Here is a 16,414-nt window from a genome sequence, read left to right as displayed (position 1 = left end):
TTTAGATGGTTACAAAAAACCAAATTAAACTAGTTGTTAGCCTAAAGCAAAAAAAGTACCGATCTCAACATCGACTCTTTGTTGTTGAAGGAGAAAAGGTAGTGAATGAATTACTGCAGGCGGGAGTAAAGCCATTTAAAGTTTTTGTTGATGATGCTGTATTGATGGGGAAATTTAAAGGTGCCGACGTGGTTTCCTCCAAAGTTTTGAAGCAAATGAGCAGCCTGACCCGCCCAAATGGCGTGTTGGGGGTTTTTTATATGACCGAATCCCATAAAGCCATTGATGATGATTGGATCTTGGTGCTGGATGCCGTTAGGGACCCCGGTAATTTAGGAACCATTATCCGGCTTTGTGATTGGTTTGGTATAACACAGCTCGTCTGTTCGCCGGACACGGTAGATTGCTATAACCCCAAAGTATTACAGGCCACCATGGGTTCCATTGCTCGGGTGAACATTGTTTATGTTGATTTGGAAGATTATTTGCGAAAAACAGAGCTTCCCGTTTACGGTGCTTTTATGGATGGCGAAACCATTTATAGAGCCGATTTGGCGAAAAGGGGAGTTTTGGTAATGGGCAACGAAGCCAACGGCATTTCTGACAAAGTGGGTCAATTTATCACCAAAAGAATTTCCATTCCCCAATTTGGTGCTGCCACTGCCGAAAGTTTGAACGTAGCCACGGCAACCGCCATTTTGTTGAATGAAATACGAAGGTAGTTTTTGGAACTTGAACTTGGCAGAACTTATTGCATACCGTCACTCCGTTACTGGTTATTGCATTTTGAATCAGGAGTTGGAAGTCAGAAGTCAGTAGTCGAGTGCTGTCTTTTGGAATTTGAATCTTACTATTCAAACGTAAAATTGATGAAGATTCCCCGGGTGCGCATTGCGTTGATGTTCCCGGTCCAAGGACTGTTGGGGTCCTCATCCGGAACCAATTCATCGGTAAGGGCAAAAACACCTCGGATAGATGGTGTGAACTTAAAGTATTCGGTGTAAAAATCAATTCCAAAACCCAATTCATACCCATACACATTTTGTTTCATTCTGAATTGTCCACTACTGTTATCATCTAGGCTATCCTCATTGCTTCCCAAATTGATGGAAGTATACACTCCGCCCACAATAAATGGTTTCCAGTTTCCAATTCTTCGGGTACTGGCCTTTATCAGTAAAGGGAACCTTATATAGGTCGAACGCACTTCGCGCAGCGCATCGACTTGGGAAGTAAAGCCCGGGAAACCAAGGATTCTGGAAGTGTAGAGCAGGCCGGGTTCAAAACGGGCATCCAAAAACTCATTTATTCTAAGTTCTCCGATCAATCCCACATTAAAACCAAAACTTTTGTCCACCAATATATCTTTGCCAATATCATCCTTGTATTCAAATTGAAAGTCGTATTGGTTAAACCCCAGATAATATCCCCAGTTCAAAAATTTCTTATCCTCGTTCTGAAGATTTAAAATCAGGTCGCCGCCAAATTGGGCAATGGCAGGGGTGTTTGTTACTGCTAGAAGTCCAAAAAGGATAAGGAGATTTTTCATTAATCTATTTTGAAGCGACATAAATGGATGCGACACCCATGGTTTGTGGTTTGTTCTCTACTCCTATAAACCCGATTTTCCTCAAAATATTGTTGAAAGCCTCACCATGAGGGAAAACAGATGCCGATTCACTCAAATATCTGTAAGCCGATCTGTCCTTGGAAAAAAGTTTGCCTATAGTGGGCAAAACATACTTTGTATATATTTTATATCCTTGTTTAAAAGGGGTCTTGGTGGGGACGGAAGTTTCTAGAACTACAAAATGTCCCTTTGGTTTTAGTACACGATAAATTTCTTCCAGCCCTTTATCCAGATCTTCAAAATTCCTCACCCCAAAGGCCACGGTGATCGCATCAAAGGAATTGTCTTGAAAAGGTAGGTTTTCGCTGTCTCCAACCACCATTTCAATGGTATCCTGTAATTTTTTATTGGATATTTTGGTTTTGCCCACTTCCAACATGCCGGGAGATAGGTCCAGACCGACAATTTTTTTGGCCCCGGTCTTTGCCATGGCAATGGCAAGATCACCTGTGCCGGTGGCAATGTCCAAAATTGAATTTGGGGATTTGTCCTTTAAAAAAGCCACGATGCGCTTACGCCATTTAACATCGGTTCCAAAGGAAATAACACGGTTAAGGCCGTCGTAATTTCCAGATATATTATCGAACATTTGCCTTACTTGGTCCTTTTTGCCAAGCTCAGATTCTCTATAGGGCGTCACCTTTTTCGACATCGCTTAAATTTGGTGGCAAATATACAACTTAGCTTAAGGGATGAAGACAAAATTATTTATGTAATTTTGCCCTCCAAAGGGATTTATTTTCCGTATTTGGTTAAAAGTATGGAGTTTACGTATAGCATACCATTCCTGATATTGTTTGCAACGTGCAAGCTGAGGTTATTTGAGAACACATCCTATTCCAATCAATGAGAATCATTATTGCAGGTGCTGGTGAAGTCGGGTTTCATTTGGCCAAATTATTGTCCTATGAAGCACAGGAGATCACTTTGATCGATACCGATAAGGAAAGACTGTCCTATGCCGATAACCATTTGGATATTCGAGTACTTCGGGGCGATGCTACATCTATCCAAGTATTGCAAGATGCGCAAGTCGACGGCTCCGATCTGGTAATCGCGGTAACAGCATCGGAAACTACCAACCTGACCCTTTGTGTGCTTGCAAAACAATTGGGCTGCAAACGTACCATGGCCAGAATTTCCAATACGGAATTCATGGACAATCGGGATATTATCAAGTTTGAGGAATTGGGTATTGATGAATTGATTTCACCGGAGCGCTTGGCGGCTATGGAGATCCAGTTGATGCTCAATCAATCCGCCTTTAACGATACCTATCAATTTGAAGGAGGACTGCTCACCATGTTCGGGGTAATACTGCCCAAAACCGCACCATTTGTAGGGAAGATGGTGAAGGAGGCAGCTCGAATTTTTCCAGAACTCAATTTTATGCCCATCGCATTGCAGCGAAAAGGAACTCAATTTACTTTGATTCCAAGGGGTGATACCGTTTTTAAAGAAGGCGATCAGGTGTATTTCATTACCTCGGATAAGGGAGTGGAAGAACTGTACAAGCTTTCCGGAATGCAAAAACAGGAAATTAAAAATGTGATGATTCTCGGAGGCAGTAAAGTGGGGTATAAAACGGCAAGGGATCTCTGCAACAAAAAATTCAATGTAAAACTTATTGAAAAAAACAAGGAAAAGGCATTTGACATTGCGGATGAATTGCCCCATGCCCTTGTAATAAATGGGGACGGGCGCAATGTAGAGCTGTTGGAGGAAGAAAATCTGGAATCCATGGACGCCTTTATTGCCGTTACGGGAAATTCCGAGACCAATATAATGTCCTGTTTGGTGGCCAAGAGCAAAAAAATCAAGAAAACCATAGCCTTGGTCGAGAATATGGACTACTTCCAATTGTCCCAATCCATTGGTGTGGATACCTTGATCAATAAGAAGCTCCTTGCCGCAAACAGCATTTTTAGGTATATCCGGAAAGGGGAGGTGCTCGCCTTGACCCGTCTCAACAATTTAAATGCCGAAATTTTAGAGTTTGAAGTAAAGGCTACATCCTTGGTAAATGGTGAGTTGATCAGGGATCTTAATTTCCCTAGAGAGGCAAGTATCGGTGGTGTTATCCGAAACGGAGAGGGAGTTATTGCGTTGGGTGATTTTAGGATTGCCAAAGGGGACAAGGTAGTGGTCTGCTGCTTGCCCAAAGCCATACCAAGGATAGAAAAGTTGTTCCTATAATGAAGCTCAATACACGGATCATTATTCATATTATGGGGCTTTTGTTGCTTTGCAATGGCTCTTTTATGCTTTTGGCAGCACTTGCCAGTGGCATATATAAAGATGGTGCCACCATGGAAATTATGTTGGCCGCCATTGTGACCATGCTTTTTGGGATGATGGCCATGTTCTACACACGGGGCCATAAAAAGGAGGTCCAAAAAAAAGAAGGATATATCGTGGTGACATTCGGATGGATCGTAATGTCTATTTCTGGGATGTTGCCCTATCTTTTTTCCGGAGCAATACCCTCCATTACCGATGCTTTTTTTGAAACCATGTCGGGTTACACCACTACGGGAGCTTCAATATTGGATGATATAGAAGCCTTGCCCGAAGGAATTTTGCTCTGGCGGAGCCTTACCCATTGGATCGGGGGTATGGGAATTATTGTACTTGCCATTGCCATTTTACCACTTTTGGGTATTGGTGGCATGCAATTGTTCGCCGCAGAAGCGCCCGGGCCCGGAGGGGATAAACTTCACCCAAGAATTACCGATACGGCTAAGAGGCTTTGGTTGATTTATTTTGGATATACAGTGCTGGAGGCCTTGCTGCTAAAGTTTGCTGGAATGTCTTTTTTCGATGCCATCAATCATGCACTGGCCACTATGTCAACAGGAGGGTTTTCCACCAAAAATGCGAGCTTGGCCTTTTGGAACGATCAACCTTTGATTCAATACATTGTAATTCTTTTCATGTTTTTGGCAGGAAGCAATTTCGTGCTCAGCTATTTTGCATTAACAGGAAAGGTGCAACGCATCCTAAAGGATGAAGAGTTCAAGTACTACCTTGGTTTTGTGGTGATCTTTACCATTGTTGTTGCCTTGGGTATTTATTTTAGGGCAGATGTGCCCGTATCCGATTTTCACCCTATGGTACTGGGAGAAGTGGAAAGCACCGTTAGGCATGGTTTGTTTCAGGTGGTTGCAGTGATTACAACAACGGGATTTGTTTCTGCGGATTTTACCTCATGGACCCCATTTTTGACCGTTTTCTTTTTTGGTTTAATGTTCCTCGGAGGCTCGGCGGGTTCAACAGCGGGAGGAATCAAGGTTATGCGACACTTATTGATCATCAAAAACGGTATTTTGGAATTTAAGAGGACCTTGCACCCAAATGCCATCATACCTGTTCGCTACAATCAAAAAACGGTTACAGAGCATATTGTTTACAATGTGATAGCTTTTTTTGTACTGTATATGCTGCTCTTTATTATAGGTTCGTTGGTGCTGGGCCTCTTGGGATTGGACTTTGTATCGGCCGTTGGGGGGGCTGCTTCTTCGCTGGGTAATGTAGGCCCCGCTTTGGGCAGTTTAAACCCGGTCAGCAATTATAACAGCCTTCCTGCGGCAGGTAAATGGTGGTGTAGTTTTTTAATGCTTTTGGGCCGGTTGGAGCTGTTCACTGTACTGATTTTGCTTACCCCATATTTCTGGAAAAAGACCTAATAAAAAAACCTCTTGAAGTAAACAAGAGGTTTTAGTCGATTTATGGTGGGATACTGAAACAGCTTCAGTATGACATCTTCATATTTTTAAAGCACGGCCTTAATTCGGGCAATGGCCTCTTTCAATTCTTTTTCCGATGCTGCGTAGGATATACGAATGCAATTAGGATTTCCGAAAGCTTCCCCGGTAACCGTGGCCACGTTGGCATGCTCCAACAAGTATAGTGAAAAATCTGAAGCGTTGTTAATGGTAACACCGTTCAAGGTTTTTCCAAAGAATGCCGAAATATCGGGGAACACATAAAATGCACCCTCGGGCACGTTGAGGTTAAATCCTTCTATCTCTCCCAAAAGTCCAAGTACGAGGTCCCTTCTTTCATGGAACTTGTCGATCATAAATTGGATCTTGCTCACTGGGGCCTCCAATGCGGTGATTACGGCACGCTGCGCAATGGCGTTGGCACCACTGGTCACCTGTCCTTGTAATTTGGTACAGCCTTTAGCTATCCACTCCGGTGCGCCGATATACCCGATACGCCATCCCGTCATGGCAAAAGCTTTGGATACGCCGTTTACGGTAATGGTCCTGTCGTACATGCCATCAATGCCGGCAATGCTTACGTGGCCGCCTGCAAAATTGATATGCTCGTAGATTTCATCCGAAACCACATAAATATCGGGGTGTTTTTTCAATACCTTGGCCAAACCTTCCAATTCTTCCTTGCTGTACACCGAACCACTGGGGTTGCATGGTGAGCTGAACCAGATCATTCTTGTTTTTGGGGTTATGGCAGCCTCCAATTGCGCTGGTGTCATCTTAAAATCGGTGTCGATTTGAGTGAGAACCTCTACGGGCACACCTTCGGCCAATTTTACGATGTCGCTGTAACTGACCCAATACGGAGCTGGGAGAATTACTTCATCGCCTGGGTTAAGAACCACCATGGCCACATTAAACAGCGATTGCTTCGCTCCAGTGGATACCACAATTTGGTTCAAACCATAATCAAGGTCGTTATCTCTTTTGAATTTGTTTGAAATCGCTGTTTTTAGCTCTGCATACCCATCAACAGGGGTGTAGCTGCTATAATTCTCGTCGATGGCCTGCTTTGCGGCATCTTTGATAAAATCAGGAATATTGAAGTCGGGTTCCCCCAAGCTCAAACCTATAATATCCTTTCCTTCATTTCGTAATTCCCGTGCTTTGGCAGCCATGGCCAAAGTTGCTGACGTGGACATGTTCTTGATCCTGTCAGATAAGTGGTTGCTCATTGGTACTTCGTTTTTACTGATATTGAAGCGTAGGTTTTTTACCTAGCTCCTTTAAGTGTTTGAAGTGCGAAATTATAGCTTTTCTGGTAGTTTTATATTCGTGATAAGGCAAATTGAACTCCCGAGCAGTCTGTTTCACAATTTTGGAAATATTTGTGTAATGTATGTGGCTGATGTTTGGGAAGATATGATGCTCCACCTGATGGTTCAATCCCCCGGTAAACCAGTTTACAATTCTGTTTTTAGTGCCAAAATTCACGGTGGTGAACAATTGGTGAATGGCCCAAGTGTTCTTCATGTTTCCTTCCTCGTCCGGTAAAGGGGTTTCTGCGTGGTCCACAATGTGTGCCAATTGGAAAACCACACTCAGGATCACTCCTGCAACGTAGTGCATGATAAAGAACCCAAGCAATACTTGCCACCAGGCAATATCGACAAAAATCAACGGGAGAACAATCCAAATGGTAATATAGATCACTTTTGTTATAACCAATGTACTCCAGTTGATTACTGGATTAGGTAGTTTTCCGTAGCTCAATTTCCGCTTCATATAACGGTACATTTGTTGGAAATCCGTGGTTATTGCCCAATTAAAGGTCAATAGGCCATATAGCAAAATGGAATAGTAATGTTGGAATTTATGATGTTTTCTCCATTCGGCATGTTTGGAGAATCTTAAGATTCTTCCAGCTTCCATGTCCTCGTCGTGTTCGTGTATGTTTGTGTACGTATGGTGCAGTACATTGTGCTGAACTTGCCAGTTGTAAACGTTGCCGGCCAAAATGTAGATGCTGCTTCCCATTAGCTTGTTCACCCATTTTTTGTTGGAGTAAGCGCCATGGTTTCCATCGTGCATTACGTTCATTCCCACCCCGGCCATTCCTACACCCATGGTGATGGAAAGTAGCAGATAGCCCCAGAAAGGCAGGTTTAAGGTCAATATTAAAAAGTAGGGGGTCAGAAAAATGGCAAACATCACAATGGTTTTCAAGTGAAGTTTCCAGTTTCCGGTTTTCTTGAGGTTGTTTTCTTTGAAGTATTCGTTTACTCTCTTGTTGAGTGTCCTGAAAAATTGTGCGGAATCTCTTCTTGAAAACCGGATGGTATTATTATCCATAAAAATTATTTTTACAAAGGTAACTAAATTGCTTTTTTAGAGTCACAACGTTTTGTTAGAACGGTGTTAAGGTCTGTAAAAGTATTAATTTTACAAAATTAATGTTTGGAACATGAAAGCGGAACTCATCTTTAAATATTTTACGACACTCAACGACGAGCAAAGGCAACGGTTTATAAAGTTGGAGGCGTTGTACCAAGACTGGAACCAGAAGATCAACGTGGTTTCCAGAAAAGATATAGATGAGCTCTATTTGCGCCATGTTCTTCATTCTGTGGGCATTGCAAAGGTTCAGGTGTTCAACGAAGGTGCCCATATCTTGGATGTGGGTACGGGCGGAGGCTTTCCGGGCATTCCCTTGGCCATATTATTTCCAAACGTAAAATTTACCCTTGTTGATGCAATCGGCAAAAAAATAAAAGTTGTCAATGAAGTCGTGGAAGGGCTTGGATTGAAGAATGTTGAAGCCCATCATTCCCGTGTGGAGGAAATTCCCGGACAATATGATTTTATTGTAAGCAGGGCAGTGGCTGCGATGCCAACATTTGTGCACTGGACCAAAGGGAAGATTAAAAAGGATTCCGCCCATCAGCGTAAAAATGGCATACTTTACCTTAAAGGCGGTGACCTTACGGAAGAATTGAAGGGTTATGAAACCGTTCAGATCTTTGACTTAAACGAGTATTTTGAAGAGGATTTCTTTGAGACTAAAAAAGTAGTGTACTTACCCCAGAAGTTCAAGGGTTAAATTAAATACTGTACATTCTTTTGTATACCAATCTACACTTTCTGGCGTAGTCCTTGGCATATTGCCATAATTGCCCATACTTTTTAATCGCCGATTTCACCCATGCATTGATGTTAACTGTCATAACTAACTGATTTAGTAATATAAAATTAAGTAGATTACGTTTAATTTACAATTAGTTAACGTTAATTTTACATATAAATTGTCTATTTATTGACTAATCTCGTTTTAATTAGTTGGATATAAGATCGGTAAGTGTATATTTTCTTAAGTTCTGGATTAATCGAGTTTCTTGAATATTTTACCATTTTTCTCCAGCTGGTAGCCTATTATGTCCCCGGAAGGATTTCTTATAAACCCTACATATTCACTGCTTACGTCAGAGAAAAGATCATCGGTTTCATGATATATAGGGTAAAACATATGGTCGATTTCTGCCAATAAATTTCCTTGGCTCCTGTCATATTTTAAATTGAAGGTAGTGTCATTTTTGTATTGATAAATGCCCTCGAAATCCTTAAAAAAGTCTTCATGCTTTTGGTTGGTGTATGGATTTGATTCCGATAATAGGAGCCCATTGCCCATATCCCAGTTATCATACTCTATGTAGTAGGCAGTACGTTTGGCCGCATTGATGCCTTGAAGTTTGGCAACTAAATGCAAAGCACCATCTATACCGGCGGAAATTCCTGCTGTGGTAATCACATTTCCATTGTCAACATACCTCACATTTTTTCGGACATCTATTTTTGGGTAATTGTTTTCTAAATCGTAGAGTGCATTGTGAAAGGTTGTTGCGATTTTTCCATCAAGAATACCAGCTTCTGCGAGTACGAACGCTCCTGTACAAACCGAAAAATAATAATTGATGTCTTCTTGGTTTTTAACCCAATCAATAACATTCTTATTTTGGGAAGCCGCTTGGGAGTTTCCGCCAAAAAAAGCCAAAATATCAGCTTTAGGTGCATCTTCAATGCTATAGTCCGGCACCACGGTTAAAATACCTTGTGATTTGATGTGGTCCTTTGTTGCAGAAACCGTAAATACCCGGTAACCGGCATAGCTAAAAACTTCCATAGGTCCAGAAAAATCCAAAACCTCCACACCATCTTGAAGGTAAAAGGCAATGGTTTTGGACATTTCTTTTTTTACCAAAGGCATGTTGCAATGAGGGCAAACGCCGGGTGAATCATGGGTTATGTCATCGCAGCTGCTGTCGCATGGTGGACATATATACTTGGTATTGTATTCTGTGTTATTTTGGGCCATGGTCATTACGGAGATAAGGCAAAATATGATAAGTGTTAACTGTTTCATTTTTCCAAGATTGATGATTCGGTCAAAATTAGAAAGGTCACCAGCATTCTGAAAGGACAATTGTGCGCAGTATAGGGACAGTCTTGTTCTTAATTTTTGGAAATTATCTCTGGATTCTTTTTTAATAAAGCTCTTAATTGGTTGCTACTTTTAAGGCCACAGGCTTGTGCGGCGACACTCACTTTTGAGCCATTGGAAAGTAGTTCTGTTGCACGTTCGGCGCGCAATTGGTTTAAATAATCCCCAATAGTTGTCCCAGTGGTGTTTTTGAATAGTCTAGTAAGGTTCCTGCGGCTCATGTGAACCATTTCCGCAAGGGTTTCCACCTTTACTTTGTTCTCGAGATTCTGTGACAACAAATCCTGAACCACATGGATCCTATTATCCAAATGATTCCGATAGCGCAGATAAACGCTTAACTGTGGGTCTTTTGGAGTACGTCGCGAATAAATGACCACTTCTTTGGCGATTTTAGAGGCAAAAACCGGTCCCAAGAGTTCTTCAATAATATAAAGTGCTAAATCTATGCCCGACGAAACGCCGGCACTTGAGTAGATATTTCCATCTTTTACAATCAATCGATCGGACAGGACTATGGCCTTGGAGAATCTATTCTTAAAATCTTCAATGTACTTCCAATGTGTAGTGCATTCCTTTTCATCTAAAATACCGGTCATTCCCATAAGGTAGGCTCCCGTGCAGACCGAACAGATTTTAGCACCGGTTTGGTTTTGCGTTTTGAGCCATTCAAAGAATAAAGAGTGTTTTTCTTTGAACTGTTGGGATAGTAATAAATGAGATTCCAAACCTGGAATAAACAAAAGGTCTTCTTTATTTAGTTGATGAAGCCCAAAATATTCCAAATTACCCATGGATATACCTGCGCTTGACAACTGGTGTAAATTCTTGTCCAAACTTAAATAATGAGTTTCGAAGTCAGCTCCATACTCTTTCGCTTCATAAAATAAGTGAGCAGGACCGGAAAAATCCAAAAGTTGTACCTCAGGTGGAATCAAAAAGAAGACTCGGAACTTGCGTTTATGGCCCATTTTATTGGTAAAGGTCGTTTGTGTCGGCTTCGGCAATATCAACAAAAAGTTGTCCCATTTTGGCACAGATAAGGTTAAAGAACACCTCGCCTTTCTCCTTGCTGGCCTTGCTGGGGTCGCCTACACCGGTATCCTCGCTTATTTTTGACCAAGGACGTTCTGTCCAAGCCCATCCTTCGGAAAAGGCCTTAATCTTGTTTTTGAATTCTTTTCCATCGCCCCATTCTTCTTTGGGCAATACCAGTTCTGGCGTTAGGTGAAGAATAAGGCTGGTTTCCATCTCACCGGCGTGATCGCCGGGCTTGTCAAAAACCCCTGATTCATTTCCAAGGTTGAACCAATTGGTAACGCAAAGGAACATATCGGGAAAAAGTAGCCCCAACTCCCTGATAATGGCTTTCCAATTGTTGCCGCCATGACTATTTAGGATCATAAATTTTTTTATGCCCTGACGATTCAAAACTGTGAGAATATCTTTTAGAATGGCAAATTGCGTGCTTGGATTCAGGTTCATGTCCAAGTAAATATCCGGTTGACCCGTATTTACCCCAAACGGAATCGTAGGAAGCACAATTACTTTGCTGCCCTGTTCCCAAGCAATCTTGGCGGAGGCTTCGGCAATGGACGTTCCCTCGATAACATCGGTTGCATAGGGGAGGTGGTAGTTGTGTGCTTCGGTAGCGCCCCAAGGCAATATAGCAAGGTCAATAGATTCGTCTTTTAAATGTTTCCAGTTGGTTTCTGCCAAAATATAGGGTCTGGGCATGGGTTAAATAAGTTAGGTTAAACAAAAAAGCCGTCATGTTGTAATGACGGCCTTTAAAATAGGTGTTTTTTGTTTTATCCCAAAAATGGATATCTATAATCCTCGGGAGTAACAAAAGTTTCCTTGATCAATCTAGGGGAAACCCATCTTAGAAGGTTCTGCATGGACCCCGCCTTGTCATTGGTTCCCGATGCCCTTGCGCCGCCAAAAGGCTGTTGTCCCACAACGGCTCCGGTGGGCTTGTCGTTAATGTAAAAGTTCCCTGCGGCATTCTGCAAAGCTTTCGTGGCCTCGTCAATGGAATAACGGTCTCCGGACAGTACAGCTCCCGTTAAGCCATACTCCGATGTTCCATCCACTAACTTCAAAGTCTCGCTCCAATCCTTGTCCTCATAAACGTAAATGGTGACCACGGGACCAAAAAGTTCTGTGTACATGGTCTCGTACTGTGGGTTCGTGGTCAATATTACCGTGGGCTCTATAAAATACCCTTCGGATTTATCATAATTACCCCCTGCGATTATTTCAGCATCATTATCGGCTTTTGCCTTGTCAATATATTTGGCCAATTTATCAAAAGAGCCCTCGTGGATCACAGCTGTAATAAAATTACCCATGTCCTCTGGGGAACCTGGTTTATTAAAGGAGGCAATGTCTTTTTTTACCAACTCCAAAATTTCATCGGCAGTGGATTTGGGCAGATATACTCTGGAGGCCGCACTGCATTTTTGCCCTTGGAACTCAAAAGCGCCCCTGCTGATGGCGGTGGCCACCTGTTGGGGCTTTGCTGTTGGGTGGGCAATTATAAAATCCTTTCCGCCCGTTTCGCCAACGATCCTGGGGTAAGTTTTGTACTTGTGGATATTGTTTCCGATCTGTTTCCAAAGATTCTTGAAAACATGGGTAGAACCGGTAAAATGGATTCCTGAAAAATCAGGGCTGTCCAACACCGTATCCGAAATCATGACCGGGTCTCCGTAAACTACGTTGATTACCCCATCGGGCAGTCCAGCTTCCTTGAGCACATCAACAATCACTTTTGCGGAATAAATTTGGCTGTCACTAGGTTTCCATACCACCACGTTGCCCATCATAGCGGCACTGGTGGGAAGATTCCCTGCAATGGCCGTGAAGTTGAACGGGGTTATGGCGTATACAAAGCCTTCCAAGGGACGGTATTCCACGCGATTCCATACTCCTTCGGAAGATTCCGGTTGTTCGTTGTATATCTGGGACATATATTCTACGTTGAAGCGCAGAAAGTCCACGATCTCACAGGCAGAATCGATCTCGGCCTGATAAATATTTTTGGACTGGGCCAACATGGTGGCAGCGTTCATTTTTTGGCGGTAAGGTCCGGCAATCAGTTCGGCGGCCTTTAAAAAAATGGCACAGCGTTGTTCCCAGGTCAAATTGGCCCAAGCATCCCTGGCCTCCAAACAATTGGCGATGGCCTTTTCCACGTGTGCCTTCTCAGCAAGGTGGTATTGCCCAATTACATGTTTGTGGTCGTGGGGAGGGGATAATGGTCGGGTATTGCCCGTTTTTATTTCCTCGCTTCCAATGTAAAGTGGAATGTCCACATTGTCATTATAAAACGCTTTATATTGTTTTAGTACTTCTTCTCGTTCAGGTGAACCCGGAGCATAGCTCAGTACAGGTTCGTTGTATGCAGTTGGAACTTGAAAAAATCCTTTTCCCATAGAAATGTTTTTTTAGAGTTGTACAATTCTATCAAAGGTAATGAAACAGAAACCGAAAATAAAATGACGCCAATTAGTTTATGGCAAAGGGCGCTGCAAACTTAAATGTGGGGATCTCGACCTCGAATTCTTCTGAATTGGTAAAGTTGACCATACGATAATGGCCGCGCATGGCCCCTACGGGTGACGCCAAGAGACAGCCTGAGCTGTAGGTGTGCGATTTACCCGGTTTTATAACGGGTTTTCTGCCAATTACACCTTCTCCGTCAATGGTCTCCATGTCCTTGAGGGCATCAAATACATCCCAGTGCCTGGCGGTGAGCTGAACGGTGTCCTTGCTAAGGTTCTCTATGGTTATGGTGTACCCAAATGCATAATGTACCTTATAGTTTTTAAAGAAGGTTCCTTCGAAAGAAGTGCGTACCGATATTTTAATTCCTTTTGTTACCTGTGTAAACATAACTGTCAATAGGTTAAACCGCTTCCCGCAAACGTGACTATGATCGTAAAAAAGGCCAGAATCATAAATACCGTGTTCAGAAAGATGTATTTCACAATGGTTTTAAATCTTCCTTGTCCATAGAATTTTCGCATGGCCTTATACAGGTATATGGCAAAAATCAACAGAAAGATTCCTGAGCTGTTTATATTGAATATGGTATCCAATGTGAGGCTAAGGATGAGCAAGATAAACAAGAGGGACTGATTGTGGAAACTAAAAATAAGATGATCGGTGTAGGTATAATTTTTTCTGATGTAAACCAACCAAATGAAGACTGTGAACACCGGCATAAAGAAAAATATGACGAAAGGAAGTTTGGATATGGTTCTATTTACCCAGCTCCCCGGTTCCCTTATTGCCCTTAAAATACTGTTTGCGGAGTTAAATGCCATTCTATTGGTCCAGGTTTTGCCTATGTTGTATCTGGTTTCAGCTTCTTCAAAGTTAAAAAGGGTGTCTTTTTTGATCACATGCCTAAAAAACTCTACTTTTTTGGAAAACCCACCTATGCCCGATTCTTTTTCGAGATTTTTAAAGTAGCCCGTTGGGTCGGCGTCCATAAAGGAGTCTTTCTTTTTTACTTTTTGTTGTGCCCCGTTCACAAAAACACCCAAAGAATCCAAGTATTTCAATTGCTGGGAAAGTTCGGGGTCTACCGCTTTAATCGAATCAAATTTTTGCATACCGACCAAAACCCCGGGATTTACCTTTTTTAAGGAATCCAGGGCTCTTTGTGCCTTTTTGGATTGCTTTTCGAGGACAACGCTGTCTACTTCAAGATCTCCGGAGTCCATATCGAATTTAAATGGGGAGCCATCATAAATGTTGCCGTCAAAATTTTTGGCTGCTTCATCCAGATTGGTGAAATTGGAATTGTAGGCGAACATCAAAAAATAGATAAAGGCCAAACTCAACAAAAACCGGAAAGGGTTGGTGTAGGTTATCCTTTTGCCATTTACGTAGTCCTTTGTAATCCTTCCGGGTCTAAGTAAAAGGGCCGAGAGTGATTTTATTAGCCTGGAATCGTAATTGATCAGGCCCGAGAAAAACTCGTCGATAAAGTCTTTGAGGGTTAATTTCTTGGTACTGTTGGCCTGTGAGCAATTAGGGCAGTACTTGTCGCTTATGTCGAGCGGGTGCCCGCAGTTAAGACATTTTACGCCCCTAAACTTTAGTTCGTAGCGACCTTTGGTGATCAAACCATCTTTTTTCGCCATACCTTTTTTAAGGATTTAGGGCTAAAGATAATTAATTACTGATATTCCTTGAGTTTACGGACCCTATACCTATTATACTATCGTACATGTCCCCAAAATCTCTGTAATAAACCAAGATCAAGTAGTTGTTCTCCGTAAAGTGGAAGTTGCCGCTCACCAGGTTGGGTTCAATTGTACCATCTTCCCTTTGTACAACATACTTATAATTGTAAAAGCCCTGTTTCATCATCAAAGTGGCTTCAAACTTCCCGGTTGATTCGTTGAACGTCATCCTGTTCCCATCGCCGAGTGCATAATTGTTGAACTTTCCGATCACATAAACATTATCGAGGCCTATTTGGTTGGTGTAGGGCAGGCTAAAATGGACCTTGGAATATTCGGCCTCTCTGGAAACATCCTCCCCTTGAAGCGTCCTAACAACAAAATCGCCATTAATGTCAGGAAAGTAGGTGTATTCTTTGTCGTACCGGTATTCGTTGGTGAACAAATAATGGTGGTACACATCCCTCATTTCAATATTGGATATGGCAAAGTTGGGGGAGCGAAGATCCTTGGTGTCGAAGTTTAGGTATTCGTTGCCGCCAAAAAAACTGGTTTCCTCGTTGTATTTGTAAACCAGCTCCGTACCGATAGTGAATTGGGGTTTAATGTTGTATAATGCCGTGGGCCAATGATGGTTTTGTATGATGGCTACTTTTACCTCCTTTTTTGGGTTGACCACGTTAAAGGAAGCTGTGTTGATAGTAAACTGTACCACCTGCTTTGTATTGATGAAGTTGAAATCCCGGGACCTTTTTACTGCGCCTGCAACGGAAACGGCATCCCGATATACCACAAACCTTCTAGAGAATTGGAGATCGCCATAACTGTTGTAGATCTCCAGAACAAAATTGCCGCTCACGGTTAATTTAACATTGTTGTTGGGGATGGTGAGCCGGTAATTGGAATAGGGCTGCAGGGTGGTATAGCTGTTTTCGTAGTCAATAATCCGTTGGTTGTCCGCCCCGGATATGTATTGGGATTTTAGTAACTGGGAAGGGGTCCAATCGTAATCGCAATGGACAATCCTATAATAGTAATCCTGTTCGTTGGCGGTGAGGTCATCGAACTCCAAAGTCATTGATTCCCCGAGCCGTATCACAGGAAATTGATCTTCGGTAGGACCTTTAAAAACCACTGATTTTATGTTTTCCGGTGGATTTACCTCTTCCATAACCTGTCCAAAAGCCGGAGTGGTAATCAAACCTAAAAGAGACAATATGAAGGTAAAACGCATCAAGGGCATAATTTTAGGGTAAAGGTAAACAAAAAGTATGCCTGGGGAATTAAGCTCGGCATAAACCCAATTTTATGGTTAATTATTATGAAAACAATCCTTTTAGTGCTAAATTTGCGTCCGATTTTGATA

General features: G+C 42.3%; 16 protein-coding genes. 4 read left to right on the top strand and 12 right to left on the bottom strand.

Features of this window, described 5'->3' with window-relative positions; genetic code table 11:
- Nucleotides 1-5 precede the first annotated feature (5 nt).
- A complete protein-coding gene (locus VM932_RS07965; RefSeq protein WP_326278275.1) occupies nucleotides 6-722 on the top strand; it encodes a TrmH family RNA methyltransferase in 717 nt (238 codons plus the stop codon).
- 128 nt (nucleotides 723-850) lie between these two features.
- Here the strand turns inward: VM932_RS07965 and porT are convergent, their stop codons facing one another.
- Nucleotides 851-1,549, bottom strand: coding sequence for a type IX secretion/gliding motility protein PorT/SprT (porT, locus tag VM932_RS07960; RefSeq protein WP_326278274.1), 699 nt, complete (start codon nucleotides 1,547-1,549; stop codon nucleotides 851-853).
- 4 nt (nucleotides 1,550-1,553) lie between these two features.
- The gene (gene ubiE / locus VM932_RS07955; protein ID WP_326278272.1) at nucleotides 1,554-2,282 is read right to left on the bottom strand and encodes a bifunctional demethylmenaquinone methyltransferase/2-methoxy-6-polyprenyl-1,4-benzoquinol methylase UbiE; all 729 of its coding nucleotides are present in this window, start codon (nucleotides 2,280-2,282) and stop codon (nucleotides 1,554-1,556) included.
- Between the two features lie 194 nt (nucleotides 2,283-2,476).
- Here ubiE and trkA point away from each other — a divergent pair, with 194 nt between their 5' ends.
- Together trkA and VM932_RS07945 are read left to right on the top strand one after the other, a co-directional pair.
- Nucleotides 2,477-3,826 (top strand): Trk system potassium transporter TrkA, encoded by a 1,350-nt coding sequence (gene trkA, locus VM932_RS07950; protein WP_326278270.1) that lies wholly within the window; start codon nucleotides 2,477-2,479, stop codon nucleotides 3,824-3,826.
- Nucleotides 3,826-5,316 carry a TrkH family potassium uptake protein gene (locus tag VM932_RS07945; RefSeq protein WP_326278268.1) on the top strand — a complete coding sequence of 497 codons (1,491 nt, stop codon included), beginning with the start codon at nucleotides 3,826-3,828 and terminating at the stop codon, nucleotides 5,314-5,316. Before trkA ends, VM932_RS07945 begins: the two co-directional genes overlap by 1 nt.
- A gap of 86 nt (nucleotides 5,317-5,402) precedes the next feature.
- Here the strand turns inward: VM932_RS07945 and VM932_RS07940 are convergent, their stop codons facing one another.
- Both VM932_RS07940 and VM932_RS07935 read right to left on the bottom strand, forming a co-directional pair.
- The gene (locus VM932_RS07940; protein WP_326278267.1) at nucleotides 5,403-6,587 is read right to left on the bottom strand and encodes a pyridoxal phosphate-dependent aminotransferase; all 1,185 of its coding nucleotides are present in this window, start codon (nucleotides 6,585-6,587) and stop codon (nucleotides 5,403-5,405) included.
- A gap of 13 nt (nucleotides 6,588-6,600) precedes the next feature.
- Nucleotides 6,601-7,704 (bottom strand): fatty acid desaturase family protein, encoded by a 1,104-nt coding sequence (locus tag VM932_RS07935; RefSeq protein ID WP_326278266.1) that lies wholly within the window; start codon nucleotides 7,702-7,704, stop codon nucleotides 6,601-6,603.
- A gap of 112 nt (nucleotides 7,705-7,816) precedes the next feature.
- Between VM932_RS07935 and rsmG the strand changes: the two genes are divergently transcribed.
- Nucleotides 7,817-8,452 carry a 16S rRNA (guanine(527)-N(7))-methyltransferase RsmG gene (rsmG, locus tag VM932_RS07930; RefSeq protein WP_326278264.1) on the top strand — a complete coding sequence of 212 codons (636 nt, stop codon included), beginning with the start codon at nucleotides 7,817-7,819 and terminating at the stop codon, nucleotides 8,450-8,452.
- Between the two features lies 1 nt (nucleotide 8,453).
- Here the strand turns inward: rsmG and VM932_RS07925 are convergent, their stop codons facing one another.
- The 8 genes from VM932_RS07925 to VM932_RS07890 all read right to left on the bottom strand — a co-directional run bounded on the left by VM932_RS07925 (nucleotide 8,454) and on the right by VM932_RS07890 (nucleotide 16,282).
- A complete protein-coding gene (locus tag VM932_RS07925; RefSeq protein WP_326278263.1) occupies nucleotides 8,454-8,576 on the bottom strand; it encodes a hypothetical protein in 123 nt (40 codons plus the stop codon).
- A 155-nt stretch (nucleotides 8,577-8,731) separates the two neighbouring features.
- The gene (locus VM932_RS07920; RefSeq protein WP_326278262.1) at nucleotides 8,732-9,769 is read right to left on the bottom strand and encodes a DJ-1/PfpI family protein; all 1,038 of its coding nucleotides are present in this window, start codon (nucleotides 9,767-9,769) and stop codon (nucleotides 8,732-8,734) included.
- 89 nt (nucleotides 9,770-9,858) lie between these two features.
- Nucleotides 9,859-10,818: a GlxA family transcriptional regulator gene (locus tag VM932_RS07915; protein ID WP_326278260.1), complete on the bottom strand. Its 960-nt coding sequence runs from the start codon at nucleotides 10,816-10,818 to the stop codon at nucleotides 9,859-9,861.
- A 1-nt stretch (nucleotide 10,819) separates the two neighbouring features.
- Nucleotides 10,820-11,584 (bottom strand): creatininase family protein, encoded by a 765-nt coding sequence (locus VM932_RS07910; RefSeq protein ID WP_326278259.1) that lies wholly within the window; start codon nucleotides 11,582-11,584, stop codon nucleotides 10,820-10,822.
- Nucleotides 11,585-11,658: 74 nt separating this feature from the next.
- Complete coding sequence (gene pruA / locus VM932_RS07905; protein WP_326278258.1) at nucleotides 11,659-13,287, bottom strand: L-glutamate gamma-semialdehyde dehydrogenase; 1,629 nt, start codon at nucleotides 13,285-13,287, stop codon at nucleotides 11,659-11,661.
- 73 nt (nucleotides 13,288-13,360) lie between these two features.
- On the bottom strand, nucleotides 13,361-13,747 hold the full coding sequence (gene apaG, locus VM932_RS07900; RefSeq protein ID WP_326278257.1) for a Co2+/Mg2+ efflux protein ApaG: 387 nt from the start codon (nucleotides 13,745-13,747) through the stop codon (nucleotides 13,361-13,363).
- 5 nt (nucleotides 13,748-13,752) lie between these two features.
- Complete coding sequence (locus VM932_RS07895) at nucleotides 13,753-15,006, bottom strand: DUF3667 domain-containing protein (protein ID WP_326278256.1); 1,254 nt, start codon at nucleotides 15,004-15,006, stop codon at nucleotides 13,753-13,755.
- A 31-nt stretch (nucleotides 15,007-15,037) separates the two neighbouring features.
- Entirely contained in the window at nucleotides 15,038-16,282 is a 1,245-nt protein-coding gene (locus tag VM932_RS07890) for a type IX secretion system plug protein (RefSeq protein WP_326278255.1), read from the bottom strand.
- Between the last annotated feature and the right edge of the window lie 132 nt (nucleotides 16,283-16,414).

It is taken from the genome of Flagellimonas halotolerans (assembly GCF_035818535.1).
In the GTDB taxonomy this organism is placed as follows: domain Bacteria; phylum Bacteroidota; class Bacteroidia; order Flavobacteriales; family Flavobacteriaceae; genus Flagellimonas; species Flagellimonas halotolerans.
The sequence above is the reverse complement of the archived record's forward strand: the minus strand, read 5'-3'. Positions and strand labels throughout refer to the sequence as shown.

What these genes read in the sequence shown, in the direction of transcription:
- pruA (WP_326278258.1), bottom strand. Translation starts at nt 13,287, where the DNA reads ATGGGAAAAGGATTTTTTCAAGTTCCAACTGCATACAACGAACCTGTA.
- rsmG (WP_326278264.1), top strand. Translation starts at nt 7,817, where the DNA reads ATGAAAGCGGAACTCATCTTTAAATATTTTACGACACTCAACGACGAG.
- VM932_RS07915 (WP_326278260.1), bottom strand. Translation starts at nt 10,818, where the DNA reads ATGGGCCATAAACGCAAGTTCCGAGTCTTCTTTTTGATTCCACCTGAG.
- VM932_RS07935 (WP_326278266.1), bottom strand. Translation starts at nt 7,704, where the DNA reads ATGGATAATAATACCATCCGGTTTTCAAGAAGAGATTCCGCACAATTT.
- VM932_RS07940 (WP_326278267.1), bottom strand. Translation starts at nt 6,587, where the DNA reads ATGAGCAACCACTTATCTGACAGGATCAAGAACATGTCCACGTCAGCA.
- VM932_RS07945 (WP_326278268.1), top strand. Translation starts at nt 3,826, where the DNA reads ATGAAGCTCAATACACGGATCATTATTCATATTATGGGGCTTTTGTTG.
- VM932_RS07925 (WP_326278263.1), bottom strand. Translation starts at nt 8,576, where the DNA reads ATGACAGTTAACATCAATGCATGGGTGAAATCGGCGATTAAAAAGTAT.
- VM932_RS07920 (WP_326278262.1), bottom strand. Translation starts at nt 9,769, where the DNA reads ATGAAACAGTTAACACTTATCATATTTTGCCTTATCTCCGTAATGACC.
- VM932_RS07890 (WP_326278255.1), bottom strand. Translation starts at nt 16,282, where the DNA reads ATGCGTTTTACCTTCATATTGTCTCTTTTAGGTTTGATTACCACTCCG.
- apaG (WP_326278257.1), bottom strand. Translation starts at nt 13,747, where the DNA reads ATGTTTACACAGGTAACAAAAGGAATTAAAATATCGGTACGCACTTCT.
- ubiE (WP_326278272.1), bottom strand. Translation starts at nt 2,282, where the DNA reads ATGTCGAAAAAGGTGACGCCCTATAGAGAATCTGAGCTTGGCAAAAAG.
- VM932_RS07910 (WP_326278259.1), bottom strand. Translation starts at nt 11,584, where the DNA reads ATGCCCAGACCCTATATTTTGGCAGAAACCAACTGGAAACATTTAAAA.
- VM932_RS07965 (WP_326278275.1), top strand. Translation starts at nt 6, where the DNA reads ATGGTTACAAAAAACCAAATTAAACTAGTTGTTAGCCTAAAGCAAAAA.
- trkA (WP_326278270.1), top strand. Translation starts at nt 2,477, where the DNA reads ATGAGAATCATTATTGCAGGTGCTGGTGAAGTCGGGTTTCATTTGGCC.
- VM932_RS07895 (WP_326278256.1), bottom strand. Translation starts at nt 15,006, where the DNA reads ATGGCGAAAAAAGATGGTTTGATCACCAAAGGTCGCTACGAACTAAAG.
- porT (WP_326278274.1), bottom strand. Translation starts at nt 1,549, where the DNA reads ATGAAAAATCTCCTTATCCTTTTTGGACTTCTAGCAGTAACAAACACC.